This window comes from Streptomyces sp. NRRL F-2580 (assembly GCF_000720115.1).
GTDB lineage: Bacteria > Actinomycetota > Actinomycetes > Streptomycetales > Streptomycetaceae > Streptomyces.
This window is the reverse complement of record NZ_JOIR01000013.1, coordinates 16,183-29,836: the sequence shown is the minus strand read 5'-3', so window position 1 is coordinate 29,836 and position 13,654 is coordinate 16,183. Positions and strand designations below refer to the sequence as shown.

The following is a 13,654-nucleotide window of genomic DNA, read 5'->3' as shown; positions in this document are numbered from 1 at the left end:
TCCTGGTGGCCGGCCCCGTCGTCGTCGCCATCTGGGCCCTGGGCGGCTTGACTCCTCCCTCGGCCCGTCGCTCGTGCACCTCGTGGCCCCCGCCGCCCCGCGGTCAGCCGTCGGCACGGTCTTCTTCACGCTCACCGCCGCGGCCACGCTCACCGGGTGGACGCCGCGGCACACGGCCCCGCGCGCCGCGGTCCTCGGCGGAAGCCACGCCGTCCTGCCCGCCGGCGCGCTGGCCCTGGGCGATCTGCACGGCGCCGGCCTGCCCGCGGTCCACGGTGGCGCGGCCCTGGCCGGAATCGCTTCGGCGCCGTCCCCCAGGGGGCACTGCGCATGACGCTCACCGGGCTCCCCGAACAGGACAGGGCGGCGACCCTGGCCGCGTACTACGTCCTCAGCCCTCTCTCCATGAGCCTGCCCGCCCTCGCCGCGGGCGCCGCGACCCGGCACTCCGGACTGGCCACCGCCACCCACGCCTACGCCGTCGCCACCGCCCTGCTCGCCGCCGCGGCCCTGGGAGCACTCGCCGCGGCACGGCACGGGGAAACCCGCGGCGCGCCCGACGACCTCCCGTAATCAGACCGACCAGACCGACCAGACCGACCGTCCGTCACGACACCGAGGAATACGAACCGTCATGAGCACTCCGCCGACCGCCCACCCGACCGCCATCCCCACCTGGACCGTGGGCGACGTTGCCGTCCACCGCATCGACGAGACCCTCCTGCCGCCCGCCACCGGACCGTGGCTGTTGCCGGACGCCACCCCCGCCGTCGTCGCCGGGCAGGACTGGCTGCGCCCCCACTTCGCCGACGACGAGGGCATCCTGCACATCGACAGCCACAGCTTCGCGTTCACCGTCGACGGGCTGCGCGTCCTGGTGGACACCGGCATCGGCAACGGCAAGGAGCGCGCCAACCCCGCCTGGCACGACCTGAACACCGACTACCTCCAGCGCCTCACCGCCGCCGGATTCCCCCCGGAAACGGTCGACCTGGTGGTCCTCACCCACCTGCACGCCGACCACGTCGGCTGGAACACGCGCGAGGTGAACGGAGAGTGGGTCCCGACCTTCCCCAACGCCCGCTACGTCACCTCCCGCACCGAGCGGGAGTTCTGGGCCGGGTACGACATGGACGCGGCGCGCAGCCAGATGTTCGTCGACTCCGTGATCCCGGTGGAGGAGGCGGGGCTGCTCGACCTCGTCGACGTACCCGCCGAGGGCGCCGCCATCGCCCCGCACCTACGCCTGCTCCCCACGCCCGGCCACACCCCCGGCCACGTCGCCGTCGAGCTGACCAGCCGTGGCCGGAAGGCCGTGATCACCGGTGACTGCATCCACCACCCCGTCCAGCTGGCCCACCCCGCCATCGGAGCCTGCGTCGACATCGACCCGGCACGGTCCGAGGCTTCGCGCCGCACGCTGCTCGGCTCGCTCGCCCACACGGACGCCCTCCTCCTGGGCACCCACTTCGCGCCGCCCACCGCGGGCCGCGTCCTCTCCCACGAGGGCGCCTACCGGCTCGCGTCCGTCCCCGCAGACGGGCACTAGCCAAGCGGCCCGTGCTCGGGCTCCGGTTCCGGCTGAGGTTCGGGCCCCGGTGCGGGTTCGGCGAGCAGGTCGTCGACGATCTGCAGCCGCGTCTCCGGGTAGCGCTCCGCGATCGCCTCCAGCATCATGGCCACCCCCTGCGGGTCGGGCGCCGAACACCGTTCACGCGTCTGCTCGTCGGGCCAGCGGGCGTACGCCACCCAGGTGCCGTCGTCCGCCCGGTGCAGCCGCGACCCGTACGAGCCGCACCGCGCGTGCATGGCAGCCGTCACCCGGTGCCAGCCGTCGGCGAACTGCTGCTCCAGGCCCGGGTGGAGCCGCCACCGGTAGATCACAGCGAACACGTCCGGATTCCCCTTCCAGGCCGGTCAGTTGTCGTGGCCACCCTAGAAGGCGCCGACCAGCCGCGTTGCAGCCGGCGATGCTTTCCCGGGTCCGGGTCCGGGTCCGGGTCCGGGTCCCGGTCCGGTGTACGCGGGCGTGGCCCCGGACCGCCGGACCGCGATCGTCCGCCGCGGAAATCCCGTGCTCCGCCCCCGCCGTGGTCGCTACCATCGCGCGGTGCACCCCGAATCCCGCCCCTGGTCCCCGTATCCGAAGATCCCCGCGAACCGCCGACTGGGCGAGGTCCGCGGACGGAACTGGGTCGCCCACGAGAAGATCCACGGCGCCAACTTCGCCGTCGTGTGTGACGGGGCGGGCGCGCATCCGGCCAAGCGGCGCGAACTCCTCGCCGACGCCGGGCTGGACGAGTTCTTCGGCGTCGGCCGGATCTGGCCCGCCCTGGCGGTCGCGGCGATCCGCTGCGCGCAAGCCCTGCGTGCGGACTGCGGGGCCCCGGCCACGGCGGTCGTGACCCTCTACGGCGAACTCGCGGGCGGCCGCTACCCCCACCCCGACGTCCCGCCGACGCAGGGCGCGGAGCCCGTACAGACCGGCGTCTGGTACGCCCCCGACCTGCTGTGGCTGCCCTTCGACGCGACCGTCGCCCACGGGGACGGGAACGAGGACGGGGGCGGCCTGCGCTGGGTCGCCGACCGGACGCTGCGCGCGGCGGCGGACGCGGCCGGCCTGGTCTGCGTCCCGCTGCTGGCCGAGGGCCCGATCGCCCGGCTCCAGGAACTGCCCGTGCTCTTCCCCACGCGGCTGCCCGGCCTGCTGGGCCTGCCCGCGCTGCCGGACAATCTCGCGGAGGGCCTGGTCGTCAAGCCCGCCGGGGAAACCAGGGAGTCCGGGCGGCCCATGGCCAAGTTCAAGCAGCCCGCCTTCGCCGAGGACGAACGGTTCGACGGCTCGCGCCCCTACCCGGCGCCCCCGGACGGCGCGGCCGGTGTCCCCGGCTGGCTGCTCGCGCAGGGCACCGGCCTGCTCACCCCGGCCCGGGCCGCGTCGGCGGTGAGCAAGCTGGGGCCCCGTACGCCGCCGGGAGAACTGGCCGCCGAGATGGCCCGGGACGCGACCGAGGAGGTGGCGGAGGCCCTGGGCGGACTGGACGGGGCGACGCGCCGCGCGCTGGAGGACTCCCTGCATGCCGGAGCCCTGTCCCTGGCCCGCTTCGACGCGGCCGACCGCAGGGTCTGAGCGCCGTGTCCGACACGCGGAGCCGAGGCCGGCGGTGGCTCGGACGGGGGCGGCCCGGACGGGGGCGGCGGGCCGGCCGGGGCGGGGCCGGCCGGCCCGTCAGCGCTGTGCATACTGCTGGCATGGAGTCCCCGCCCGCCCAGCGCATCCACCTGATGATCACCTTCGTCCTGGTGACGTGCGGTGCGGTCGCGGGAGCGTGCCTCGGTCTGCTCCTGTCCGGCCGGCTGATGGCCCTGGTCTGCGCGGGCGCGGCCGGCCTGGGCGCGGGCACGGGGGCCTTCCTCTCCCGCCGCCAGGTCTTCGCCTTCCTCCGGCCCGAGCGCGAGGACGCCGTTCCGGCGGACGGCTACGCGGAGGGCCTCTCCGACGCGACCCTCGTGTGCATCGCGACGTACCAGGCCGCCGTCTTCCCCCTCACCCCCGACGGGGTGACCGAGGCCGAGCGCACGGCGCGTCGCACGATGGCCTACCGGATCGCCGCCTACGAAGGCCTGCCGCACTCGGTGCAGACCTCGGCGGCCGCCGCCCTCGAAGCCATTGACGAGGGCCTGGACGCGAAGCGGGCCGAGACCGCGATGAAGGCGCTGTCCCTCACCGTCTACGACAACCGCCGCGGCCGCTGACCGCTTCGCGCCGCCGAACGGGGGGCGGGGGCGGTGACCGGACGGGCCCAACCAGGCGTCCGGTCCCGCCGGCAGGGGGAGGAGCCGAGGGCCCGGGGAGTGATGGACTTCCCCGGACCCTCGTGCCGCTGACGCCGCGGGGGACGCGGTTGTGTATCTGCGACAGATAAAGAAACGATTCACCGTCGCCGTGGTTACGCGTCGGCTCGGACGAATCCCCCGCGCGGGTGTGTCCCACCCGCCATCCGCCACCGCGTTCATCCGGTCGGCCGAGCAGCGGAAGCCACGCGCGCCCCGCCGGGCCACGCTGTGTGCAAGGACCGCCACCACCGCACAGACGAGGACCGCACCATGTCCCACAGGCGACGTATCAGCATCCTCGCGGGGGCCGCAGCGCTGCTGCTGTCGGCCACCGCCTGCTCGGGCCTGGGTCGGGGAACCGTCGGCATACTCACCTTCCGCGGCCACGACTCGCCCGTCGAGCTGAGCTACGCCAACACCCCGGTCGTGGGCTGCCACAAGATCGCCATCCCCAAGGGCGCCACTCACGTGGAGAACAACACCCTCGTCGACATCGTGCTGTACCGGACGGAGAACTGTCAGAAGACCGACCGCGCCGACGGCATCTACGTGGCCACCACCCTCTCGAACGTGACGGCACCCGAAAGCCTGCCCTGGCGCAGCTTCAGCGTCATCCACTGAGGGCGGGGGCCGCGTCGTCGCCGGTGTCCGTCTCCCGCGACGAGCGGCCCCGCGTTCGTGCGTCGTGCGTTCGTGCGTCCGTCGGTCAGTCCCGAATGGACACGATCTTCCGGGTGGCCAGGTCGGCCTGGACGTAGACCTTGGTCGTGGCGCCGCCGCCCCACGTCAGGGTGACGGTGGCGTTGGTCTTGCCCGTGCCGCTGCCGGTGGAGGCGACCTTCCACTGCAGCGGCACGTTCTGCGCGCGGAGCACGCCGTCCGCGTGGTTCGCCTCCTCCCACTGCCTCAGCTGCGCCTGGAGCGGCTCCGAGAGGTACAGGGCGCGCAGCCGGTCCGCGGTCTGCCCGTCTCCGTCGTAGACCGCGTCGACGTAGGAACCGTAGAAGTCGGCGATGCGGGTGAAGGCCGCCTGCGGGCTGCCCGAGACGGACGGCAATGCCGCGGCCGCCTGGGCCCGCTTCGGCGTGGATCCGTCGGCGGAGGCGGAGGCGGAGGTGGTGGTGACGAAGGCGAGGGTGAGTACGGCGGCGGAAGCGAGGGTGAGGGAGGCGGTTCGCTTGGCTGAGGGCTTGGACATCGGCTGAGCCTTTCCCCGTGCTGAGTGGCTGAACGGACCGACGCGCCCCAGAGTCCGCCCGGTTCTCGGAATGCGAGAAATGGCCGAAAAGTCACGCTGGTGGACGCATCGGGCATGTCACAGGCGGCCCCGCGCGCCGATCGGCCCTCCTGCCGCGGCGCGATCCCGTCGCTCTTGCGGGGGTCAGCCGTCCGGGACCGGAATGCCGTGCAGGCGCCGGAAGTTGGCACGAGCGCGACACTGACCCAGCAGGCACAGGAGAGCTCATGAAGATCGGCATCATCGGCGCGGGCAACATCGGCGGCAACCTCACCCGCCGGCTCACCGCCCTCGGGCACGACGTCTCCGTGGCGAACTCGCGCGGCCCCGCGACCCTGTCGGCCCTCGCGGAGGAGACCGGCGCCACCCCCGTGACCGTTGCGGAAGCCGCGCGCGGAGCCGAGATCGTCGTGGTCACCATCCCCTTCAAGAACGTGCCGGAGCTGCCCGCCGGCCTCTTCGACGAGGCGGCCCAGGGCTTCACCGTCATCGACACCGGCAACTACTACCCGCAGCAGCGCGACGGCCGGATCGCCGGCGTCGAGGACGAGGGCCTGACCGAGAGCCGCTGGACCGAGCGGCAGCTCGGACACCCCGTCATCAAGGCCTTCAACGGCACCTACGCACAGGACATCCTCGACCGGCACCGCCCGGCCGGAGCGCCCGACCGGATCGCCCTGCCCGTCGCGGGCGACGACGAGGCGGGGAAGAAGGCCGTCCGCGCGCTCATCGAGGAGCTCGGCTTCGACACCGTGGACGCGGGAGGCATCGACGATTCCTGGCGCCAGCAGCCCGAGACCCCCGTCTACGGACTCCGCGAAGGCGTCGACGGGGTCACCAAGGCCCTCGCCGAAGCCTCCCCGGTCCGCCCCGAAGGCTTCCGGGGCTGACCGCCGAGGGGCCCCGGAGCGCCCCTGCGCCGCCGCCCGCCCCGCCGCCGAACGCGCCGGGGCGGGCCGGCCCGCGGAGACCACCAACGGGTGGTGACCGTCACCTGCCTGACCCGCCGCCAGGGGGAGCCCCCGGGTCGCGGTTCAGCAGTCCAGCGCGGACTCCACGGCCACGAGGACTTCCCCGGGCCCCGCGGACCTGCCCCGGAGCAGGGCCGGCTCGCCCGCCACGTCCTTGCGGAAACACATGCCCGAGACGCCGCGGAACCGCTCCGGGGCCTTCGCCCGGTGCGCCGGGCTCCTCACACGCGCCTTCCGAGCCGTAGAAGAGCAGGTAGAGCGACCCGGCCAGCAGGCCGAGGCCGGACACGCAGCCGAGGGTGATGGCCAGGCCCAGTATCAGGCCACGGTGCGGGGAACGTACCTGGATCACGGTGTCGCGTCTCTTCTCTGTCCGACCGCTGGAACCGCGGTCCCGGAGGGTCTTCCAGGTCTTCGTACGAGAGGGGAGATGCCAGCCGCGCGCCCACACCCCCGTGCGGGAGGGGTGGCACGCGGCCGGGGTCGCGGCACGGTGGCTTCCGGATCAGGCGCCGGCGGACGCGCGCCGGATCGCGTCGAGCGCGCGCGTCACATCCCCGTCGGTCGTCGACCAGTTGCTCACCGAGATCCGCATGACGCGCCGGCCGTGCCAGGTGGAGCCGCTGATCCACGCCGTGCCGTCGTCGAGCAGCCGGGCGAGCACCCGCTCCGTACGCTCGTCGCCGCCGAACTCGGCGCAGACCTGCGTGAACACCACGTCGTTGAGGACGCTCGCGCCGTCGATCGCGGCGATGCCTTCGGCGAACGCGGAGGCGTGACGGCACAGTTGGTCGACGAGGTCGGCCACCCCCGACCGGCCGAGGGACCTGAGCGCGGCCCACACGGTGAAGGCCCGCCCGCGCCGCGAGAGTTCGGGGACCTTGTCGGCGGGGTCCCCGTGTTCGTGCTGGATGAGGTAGTCGCCGTGAACACCCATCGCGGCCCGCAGCGCGAGCGGGTCGCGCACGATGGCGAGCCCGCAGTCGTAGGGGACGTTCAGCGTCTTGTGGGCGTCCGTCGCCCAGGAGTCGGCGTCCGCACAGCCCGCCGTCAGGTGTGCGAGGCGCGGGGAGGCGGCCGCCCACAGCCCGAAGGCGCCGTCCACGTGCACCCACGCGTCCGCCCCGCGAGCGGCCCGGATCGTCTCGGCGAAGGGATCGAAGGCGCCGGAGTGGATGTCTCCGGCCTGGAGGACCACGATCGTGGGGAGCCGGCCGCCGTCCGCCAGGACGTCCCGCAGGGCCTCCGCCTCCATGCGCCCCTGCCCGTTCGCCCGCACCAGCTCGGGCCGGCCGAGACCCAGGTAGCGCAGCGCCAGGTCGACGGCCATGTGCCGGTCCTCGCCGGCGATGACGCGTACGGGCGGCCCGCCCGCGAGTCCGTCGCGGGCGACGTCCCAGCCCGCGCTGCGCAGCACCGCGTCGCGCCCGGCGGCGAGGCAGGTGAAGTTCGCCATCGTGGCACCCGTGGTGAAGCCGACCGCGCTGTCACCGGGCAGGCCGAGGAGCCTCAGCAGCCACGCGCCGGCGATGTCCTCCGCCGCGGTGTACGCGGGCGAGACGGCGCGCATCACGCAGTTCTGGTCCCAGGCGCTGACCAGCCAGTCCGTGGCGAGCGCGGCCGGTTCGGTGCCCCCGATCACGAACCCGTAGAAGCGGCCGCTGGGGAACGCGGTCAGTCCCGGCTCACAGGCCGTGGCCAGCAGATCGACGACGTCGGCGGGGGCGCTGGGACCCTCGGGGAGTTCGGCTCCGAGCGCGCGCACGATCTCGTCGACCGAAGCGCGTGCGGGAACCGGGCGGTCGGACAGGCTGGCCAGCCAGCGGAGGGCATGGTCGTGTGCTCGTCGCAACGCCGCCTCGCGCGCGTCCATACCTCGGACTATGGGACAGGCGCCGCCGCCTCGCAAGCCGGTGCCGTGGACCCCGCATGATCGTCACCACACGGCCGGCGGGGGCCCGGCCGGACGAGGGCCGGGAACGCGATCACGGCCGGATGGCCGAACGCGGCTCCTCGCCCCATCCGACCGCGGACTGCCCGTGGCTCGGCTGGCGAAGGCTCGACGAGGACGTCCACTTCGGACAGTCCCGGTACACCTGCGGTCCCTGCCCACGTGAGGGCCCTGCACCGTGCCATGGTGGTGTCATGACCATCGAAGTTCGCCCGGCCTCGGACTTCGCGGACGTCCGCGCCCTGCTCGGTCCGAAGTCGGCCGGCGCCAACGTCTGCTGGTGCCTCAGCCACCGGATCCCGTCCAAGCTCAACAACGAGCTGCGCGGACCGGCCCGCGGTGAGTACGTCGCCCGGCTGTGCGGCGCGCAGACCCCACCGGGGGTGATCGCCTACGACGGCGACGAGCCCGTCGGCTGGGCCGCGGTGGCGCCGCGCTCGGACACCTCCTACGCGCGCAGCCGTACGATCCCGCACGTCGACGACCTGCCGGTCTGGTCGCTGTGGTGCATCCGGGTCCGCCCCGGCCACCGCAAGCAGGGCATTTCGCACGCCCTCATCGCCGGCGCGGTCGCGTTCGCCCGCACCCACGGCGCACCGGCCGTCGAGGCGTACCCGCTCGACAACGGTGACGCCAAGGTCGACATGACGATGGCGTACGCCGGGATCCGGAAGAACTTCGAACGCGCCGGGTTCACCCACGCCGCCGACACGACCTCGGTGCTGGCCGGGCACCCCCGCGTCCTGATGCGGCTCGACCTGCGCTGACCGCGCGCCGCCGCGCGGCGGCGCGCGACCGGGTGAAGGTTCAGCTCGGCCGGTACGGCAGCGCGCCCAGGCCGTGCCGCCGCGCCGCGTCGCTGAAGTCGTTCCAGCTGATCGAAGGTCAGGTCGGCCACTGTCGCCCTGTCGGTACCCATGCGGCGAGCCGGGCGGGGCCACCCGCAGGAGGAGCGGATCCGCCCGGTGCTCCGCCAGCGGGTGCAGTTCGGGGAGCAGGGTCGCCACCGCCGTCTCGGCGTCCCCGGACGCGTCCGGGCCTCAGGCGTCGTGGCGGGCGGCCCTCACGAGGCCTCGCTCCACACCGTGTCGCGCTCACGCGCCGTACGGAGGGCGTCGGCCCACCAGACCAGGTCGTCGAGCATCGTCACGGCCGCCTTCTCGGCCGCCCCGGTGTCGTGGGGCCGGCCTGCCTCGTCGAACGGGAACTGGTGGAAGCTGACCGTCTCGCGGATGGTGGCCGCGGCCAGCTCGGCGAAGACCAGGCGCAGTTGCTCGACGGCGCGCAGGCCGCCCGACAGCCCGCCGTAGGACACGAAGCCGACCGGCTTGCGCGCCCAGACGCGCCCGGCGATGTCGATCGCCTGCTTCAGTGAGGCCGGGAAGGAGTGGTTGTACTCGGGGGTGAGCAGCACGTAGGCGTCCGCCTCGGCGAGGCGCTGGACGAAGGCCCGGCCGCGCGGCGTGAGGTCGGAGGTCCAGTGCGCGGGGAGGTCGGCGTCGACCAGGTCGATGACGGTGAGCTCGACGTCGGCGCGGGCGGTGGCGACGGCTTCGAACCAGCGGGCGACCGTCGGGCCGAACCGGCCTTCCCGGGTGCTGCCGACGACGAGTGCGATACGCAGTGGAGTAGTCATGAGCACAGGTTTACGACCTCAAGTTCGCTTGAGGTCAACGCCGGTTCACGGACGGCGCGTCAGAGCCCCGGGCGCGCCGGCCGACTGCGCTCCCTCCGACTCCAGCGTCAGCCGGTCCTGCTCCGCCATGGTCAGCACGTAGAGGTTGCCCTTGGGGCAGTCGAAGGTGGCCGTCTGGTCGGTCGGGTGGCTTGTCACCGCCTCGAAGACCGCGCTGTCCTGGCGGATCTGGCGCAGTTGGAGGGCTTCCGTGCACCCGAGGTTCCGTCCCGTCGCGAGCTCCTTGAGGTCGCTGACCTGCCGGCCCACGAGTTCGCCCACGGCTCCGGCGTGCAGGGTGACCGTGACGGAGAACTCACCGGCCCGCGCGCGGGTGATGCCGTCCGCCTCCGGCGTTCCGGGGCCGACGCCGGACCACGTACCGACCCACGACGCCGGCAGCGACGGACCGGAGGACGACGAGGCGGAAGGGGCGGACGGAGCGGAAGCGGCGGACGAGGACGGTGTGGGCGAGGTGGTACGAGGCGCGGCCGTGTCGCCGTCGCCGTCGCCGAACGGGAGCAGGACGGCCAGCGCGACGACCGCGGCGAGGATGGCGGCACCGGCGCCAGCGGTGACCACGCGGGGCCTACGGGATGCCCACCCGCCGACGCGCCCGGCGGGACCGGGACCGGGGCCGGGAGTGGAAGCGGCGGACGGCGGGGGAGTGCCCGGAGTCGTCGCGGGCGGCTGCGGCGGGGCGAGCGGCGAGGGCCCCGTACCCCCAGGGGCGTAGGCGGGCGGCTGCGGGGCGGTGAGGAGCGAGCGGAGTTCGGCCTCCCGGCGGCCGACCTCCGTCATCAGGGCCGCGGGTACCGCCCCGCTCCAGTCGTCGTGCCCCTCCTCGGCGGCACCGAGCCGCTCCCGCAGCTCCTCGGCGGTCGGTCGCCGGTCCGGGTCCTTGGCCAGGCACTCCCGGACGATCGGAAGAAGTACGTCCGGTACGCCGTCGAGCAGTGGCTCGTCGTGCACGATCCGGTACAGGAGGGCCGGCACATCCAGCTCCTCGCCCCCGGCCAGGAACGGGCTGCGCCCGGTGGCCGCGTACACGAGGACGGCGGCGAGGGAGAACACGTCGGCCGGCGCCGAGGCCACGGAACCGGTCGCCTGCTCCGGCGCGAGGAAGCCGGGCGTGCCGATGACGGCGCCCGTCTGCGTGTAGCGGGGATCGCGGACCGCGCGGGCGATGCCGAAGTCGATGAGGAAGGGGCGCTCCCGGCCCAGCAGCACGTTCCCGGGCTTGATGTCCCGGTGGACCACCCCTGCCGCCCGTACGGAGACGAGCGCGGCCGACAGCTCCCGGGCCAGGGACCGTACGCCTGGCGCCGGCAGCGCCCCGTACCGGTGCACCCAGTCGCCCAGTGAAGGCGCGGCGACGTACTCCGTCGCCAGCCACTGCGGGGACGCGCCCGGCTGGCTGAAGTCGACCACCGAGACCGTCCACGCGCTGCGCACACGGTCGTTGGTGCGTATCTCGCGGTCGAACCGTTCGGCGAAGTCCGGCTGCAGGCTCAGGTCCCGGTGTACGGTCTTCAGGGCCAGCGGTCGCCCGGAGGCGGTGCGGGCGAGGAACACCTCGCCCATTCCGCCCGCGCCGAGCCGTGCCAGCAGGCGGTACCCTCCGATCTCCGGCGGGTCACCGGGCAGCAAAGAATCCACCAACTCCACCTGCTCCCATGACCATTGCCGACCCGTCCCGTACGGACCACCCCGCTGGGTCACCTTAAAGGACGAGCCCCCTCGGAGCCCGCCCGGGCCGGACGAGATCCGGGGGAGCTCCGGAAGAGTTCCGGAAGAGACGGACTAGGGGCAGCTCAGACGGGTGTCACCCGGGTCGGTCGTGCACGTGTCGGTGCCGACGCCGCCGTTGGCGGTGTCGTTCCCGGAGACGGAGTCGACGGTGTTGAGCCGGTCGTCGCCGTAGTAACCGGTCAGTGTGTCGCTTCCGGGCCCGCCGTTCAGGGTGTCGTTTCCGAAGCCACCGTCGGCGTTGTCGTTTCCGGGCCCGCCGAGCACGGTGTCGTTGCCGTAGCCGGCCCTGATGACGTCGTTGCCGCTGAGGGCGCAGATCACGTCGTTGCCGAAGCCGCCGACCAGGTTGTCGGCGCCGCTGGTGCCGACGATCGTGCAGCCGCGCGCGTTGTTGACCGTACTGACCGCCGTCGCGGTGTTGTCGGCGGGTACCGGGTCGGTCTGTGTGGCGCCGGCCGTGGCCCTGTCGGACAGGCTGCCCGTGGCCCGGGGCTCGGCGACCACCTGCACCGTGGCCCTGGCCCCGGGGGCGAGGGAGCCCAGCGCGCAGTTGGCGCCGGTGGCGGTCGTGGTGCAGGTGCCCTGGCCGGGCGTGGCGGACAGGAGGGAGCCGGGTCCGGTGAGGGTGTCGGTCAGCGTGACCCCGGTGGCCGTCGTCGTGGTGCTCGTATTGGTCACCGTCACGGTGTAGGCGGCCTGGTCGCCGAGGCTGACGGAGGCGGGTCCGGTCTTGGTGACGGTCAGGTTCACTCCGGGCGGGGGCGGCGGGGTGGCGGCGACCTGGTAGCGGACCAGGCCGCGGTCGTCGCCGGTGTTTCCGGCGGCGACGATCTTGCCGTCCGACTGCAGGGCCACCGCGCTCGCGGTGTCGAAGAAGCCGAAGTAGACGTCGGTGGTCACCTTGCCGCCGGTCCCGAAGCCGCTGTCCAGGGTGCCGTTGACGTTGTAGCGGGCCACCGCGAAATCGCTGCGGCTGATGCCTGCGGCGACGATCTTCCCGTCGGGCTGCAGGGCGAGGTCGGAGCTTCCGTCCAGGGTGCCGGCGCCGAAGTCGGTGGTGACCTTGCCGTCGCCGTCGAAACCGGCGTCGAGGCTGCCGTCGGGGAGGTAGCGGGCCAGTGCGAAGTCGAAGGCGCTGGATCCCGCCGCGACGATCCTCCCGTCGGACTGCACCTGCACCCCGCCGGCCACGTCGGCCTCGGCGAAGGCGGTGGTCACCCTGCCGTCGCCGTCGAAGGAGGTGTCGAGGCTGCCGTCCGCGTGGTAGCGGGCCAGCGCGAAGTCGGAGGCGTTCGCGGGGTAGTTGTAGCCGGCGCGGCCGGCGATGACGATCCTGCCGTCGGCTTGGGTCGTCACGTCGAAGGCGGTCGCCGCGCCCCCTGCGAAGGCGGTGGTCGCCTTGCCGTCGCCGTCGAAGGAGGTGTCGGGGCTGCCGTCCGCGTGGTAGCGGGCGAGCGCGACCTCGGCGCCGCTCATGCCGACGGCGAGAATGCCGCCGTCCGCCTGCACCGTCACCGCGAAGGCCTCCTGCGGGCCCCCGGTGCCGAAGTCGGTGAGGGCGACGCCGTCGCCGTCGAAGCCGGTGTCGAGGCTGCCGTCGCTCCGGTAACGGACCACGGTGAACAGCCCGCCGCTGTCGGGCGCCGCGCTGCGGCCCACCACGACGATCTTGCCGTCCGGCTGTACCGCCACGCCGTTGGCCACGTCATCACCATCACCGCGCAGGTCGCTCAGGACCAGACCGTCGCCGCTGAAGGAGGGGTCGAGGCTGCCGTCCGTGGTGTAGCGGGCCACCGCGAAGTCGGCGGCGCCGCCTTGCGGAGGAGTGTTGAGGCCGACGGTGACGATCTTGCCGTCGGCCTGCACGACCATGTCACGGCTCTCGTCGTAACCGGCGAAGTCGGTGACGACCCGCCCGTCACCGTCGAAGGTGGGATCGAGGTCGCCGGGCGCCGCCAGAGCGGCCCCCGGCAGGGTCAGGAGGAGGGCCAGGCCGGTGGCGGCCGCGACCCCGGCGCGGCCCGGCGTCCTCCTCAGACCGGAAGGGAATGCGGACATTCGATCTGGGTCCCTCCTGCCCGCTCGCCGCCGCGCAGCGGGCCGCCGCCTCCTGTGACAGGCCACAGCCTGTTGGCAGCGGCACGGCCGAGCGCGTGCGGCTGGCCGCGCTGCGCCCACTGGACGCCCCGAACCACCCGCGCGGGTGAGGGCCGCGAGCCCGCGGCGTCGAC

The 13,654-nt window shown here is 73.7% G+C and carries 16 protein-coding genes; 9 read left to right on the top strand and 7 right to left on the bottom strand.

The genetic code is table 11. The features are described 5' to 3' along the window. The first annotated feature begins 82 nt into the window (after positions 1 to 82). From IF88_RS47265 to IF88_RS0116305, 3 genes are all read left to right on the top strand, one after another. Positions 83 to 334, top strand: a complete 252-nt coding sequence (locus IF88_RS47265; RefSeq protein ID WP_199808085.1) for a hypothetical protein — start codon at positions 83 to 85, stop codon at positions 332 to 334. Then, positions 331 to 573: a hypothetical protein gene (locus tag IF88_RS47260; RefSeq protein ID WP_051836988.1), complete on the top strand. Its 243-nt coding sequence runs from the start codon at positions 331 to 333 to the stop codon at positions 571 to 573. The genes IF88_RS47265 and IF88_RS47260 overlap by 4 nt, the downstream gene beginning before the upstream one ends. 61 nt (positions 574 to 634) lie before the next feature. Next, positions 635 to 1,549, top strand: a complete 915-nt coding sequence (locus tag IF88_RS0116305) for an MBL fold metallo-hydrolase (protein ID WP_030711844.1) — start codon at positions 635 to 637, stop codon at positions 1,547 to 1,549. Here the strand turns inward: IF88_RS0116305 and IF88_RS0116300 are convergent. Further along, positions 1,546 to 1,893 carry an antibiotic biosynthesis monooxygenase family protein gene (locus IF88_RS0116300; RefSeq protein ID WP_051836986.1) on the bottom strand — a complete coding sequence of 116 codons (348 nt, stop codon included), beginning with the start codon at positions 1,891 to 1,893 and terminating at the stop codon, positions 1,546 to 1,548. The two genes, IF88_RS0116305 and IF88_RS0116300, sit on opposite strands and share 4 nt — an antisense overlap. Before the next feature lie 217 nt (positions 1,894 to 2,110). On the opposite strand from IF88_RS0116300, the gene IF88_RS42075 reads away from it, so the two are divergent. The 3 genes from IF88_RS42075 to IF88_RS0116285 all read left to right on the top strand — a co-directional run bounded on the left by IF88_RS42075 (position 2,111) and on the right by IF88_RS0116285 (position 4,458). Continuing rightward, positions 2,111 to 3,130 (top strand): RNA ligase family protein, encoded by a 1,020-nt coding sequence (locus IF88_RS42075; RefSeq protein ID WP_158754403.1) that lies wholly within the window; start codon positions 2,111 to 2,113, stop codon positions 3,128 to 3,130. 122 nt (positions 3,131 to 3,252) lie between these two features. Beyond that, positions 3,253 to 3,756, top strand: coding sequence for a hypothetical protein (locus IF88_RS0116290; RefSeq protein WP_030711831.1), 504 nt, complete (start codon positions 3,253 to 3,255; stop codon positions 3,754 to 3,756). A gap of 351 nt (positions 3,757 to 4,107) precedes the next feature. Next, on the top strand, positions 4,108 to 4,458 hold the full coding sequence (locus IF88_RS0116285; protein WP_030711828.1) for a hypothetical protein: 351 nt from the start codon (positions 4,108 to 4,110) through the stop codon (positions 4,456 to 4,458). An 85-nt stretch (positions 4,459 to 4,543) separates the two neighbouring features. Here IF88_RS0116285 and IF88_RS0116280 read toward each other — a convergent pair whose 3' ends face one another. Then, positions 4,544 to 5,035, bottom strand: coding sequence for a hypothetical protein (locus tag IF88_RS0116280; protein WP_030711825.1), 492 nt, complete (start codon positions 5,033 to 5,035; stop codon positions 4,544 to 4,546). Between the two features lie 107 nt (positions 5,036 to 5,142). Here IF88_RS0116280 and IF88_RS0116275 point away from each other — a divergent pair, with 107 nt between their 5' ends. After that, on the top strand, positions 5,143 to 5,964 hold the full coding sequence (locus tag IF88_RS0116275; protein ID WP_324617198.1) for an NADPH-dependent F420 reductase: 822 nt from the start codon (positions 5,143 to 5,145) through the stop codon (positions 5,962 to 5,964). 144 nt (positions 5,965 to 6,108) lie between these two features. On the opposite strand, the gene IF88_RS46515 is transcribed toward IF88_RS0116275, so the two are convergent. Both IF88_RS46515 and IF88_RS0116265 read right to left on the bottom strand, forming a co-directional pair. Further along, complete coding sequence (locus tag IF88_RS46515; protein ID WP_158754401.1) at positions 6,109 to 6,270, bottom strand: hypothetical protein; 162 nt, start codon at positions 6,268 to 6,270, stop codon at positions 6,109 to 6,111. A gap of 280 nt (positions 6,271 to 6,550) precedes the next feature. Then, positions 6,551 to 7,918 (bottom strand): pyridoxal phosphate-dependent decarboxylase family protein, encoded by a 1,368-nt coding sequence (locus tag IF88_RS0116265; protein WP_030711821.1) that lies wholly within the window; start codon positions 7,916 to 7,918, stop codon positions 6,551 to 6,553. Positions 7,919 to 8,190: 272 nt separating this feature from the next. Here IF88_RS0116265 and IF88_RS0116260 point away from each other — a divergent pair, with 272 nt between their 5' ends. Beyond that, complete coding sequence (locus tag IF88_RS0116260) at positions 8,191 to 8,763, top strand: GNAT family N-acetyltransferase (RefSeq protein ID WP_030711820.1); 573 nt, start codon at positions 8,191 to 8,193, stop codon at positions 8,761 to 8,763. Positions 8,764 to 9,059: 296 nt separating this feature from the next. Here the strand turns inward: IF88_RS0116260 and IF88_RS0116255 are convergent, their stop codons facing one another. From IF88_RS0116255 to IF88_RS0116245, 3 genes are all read right to left on the bottom strand, one after another. Then, positions 9,060 to 9,632, bottom strand: a complete 573-nt coding sequence (locus IF88_RS0116255) for an NADPH-dependent FMN reductase (RefSeq protein ID WP_030711818.1) — start codon at positions 9,630 to 9,632, stop codon at positions 9,060 to 9,062. Positions 9,633 to 9,677: 45 nt separating this feature from the next. Next, on the bottom strand, positions 9,678 to 11,330 hold the full coding sequence (locus IF88_RS0116250) for a serine/threonine-protein kinase (RefSeq protein WP_158754399.1): 1,653 nt from the start codon (positions 11,328 to 11,330) through the stop codon (positions 9,678 to 9,680). A gap of 144 nt (positions 11,331 to 11,474) precedes the next feature. Continuing rightward, complete coding sequence (locus IF88_RS0116245) at positions 11,475 to 13,481, bottom strand: DUF11 domain-containing protein (protein WP_051836974.1); 2,007 nt, start codon at positions 13,479 to 13,481, stop codon at positions 11,475 to 11,477. Between IF88_RS0116245 and IF88_RS46510 the strand changes: the two genes are divergently transcribed. Beyond that, a complete protein-coding gene (locus IF88_RS46510; protein ID WP_158754397.1) occupies positions 13,472 to 13,630 on the top strand; it encodes a hypothetical protein in 159 nt (52 codons plus the stop codon). The two genes, IF88_RS0116245 and IF88_RS46510, sit on opposite strands and share 10 nt — an antisense overlap. The last annotated feature ends 24 nt before the right edge of the window (positions 13,631 to 13,654 follow it).